Origin of the sequence: Mesorhizobium sp. M2E.F.Ca.ET.209.01.1.1 (assembly GCF_004010375.2) — a bacterium.
Taxonomy (GTDB): domain Bacteria; phylum Pseudomonadota; class Alphaproteobacteria; order Rhizobiales; family Rhizobiaceae; genus Mesorhizobium.
This window is the reverse complement of the sequence record NZ_SADP02000424.1, coordinates 1-371: the sequence shown is the minus strand read 5'-3', so window position 1 is coordinate 371 and position 371 is coordinate 1. Positions and strand designations below refer to the sequence as shown.

1 pseudogene is annotated in these 371 nt (G+C 66.3%); it reads left to right on the top strand.

Annotated elements, in window-relative coordinates:
• Nucleotides 1-371, top strand: a pseudogene (locus EN852_RS36295) (ABC transporter ATP-binding protein); the annotation flags it as partial.

The window sequence follows — 371 nt, the reverse complement described above, 5'->3', positions numbered from 1 at the left end:
CGGTGCTGACGCCGCAGGAAGCAGACAAGCTGTTCGACGAGCTGGAGCGGCTACGCGGGGAAGGCAAATCGATCCTCGACATTTCGCACCAGCTCGAAGAGGTCAGACGCATCTGCGACCGCGCCACCGTGCTGCGGCACGGCAAGGTGGTCGGCCACTGCAACCCGCGCGAGGAGACCGCCTCATCGCTCGCCCGCATGATGGTTGGCAGCGAGGTGCAGGCTGTGGTGCGGGCGCCGGTCGAGGGGATCGAGACCACGCAGCCGCTGCTCGAAATCCGCGGCCTCAGCCGCAAGCCGGCAACGCCGTTTTCCATTCCGCTCAAGAACATCAGCCTCAATGTCCGCGCCGGCGAGGTGATCGGCATTGCC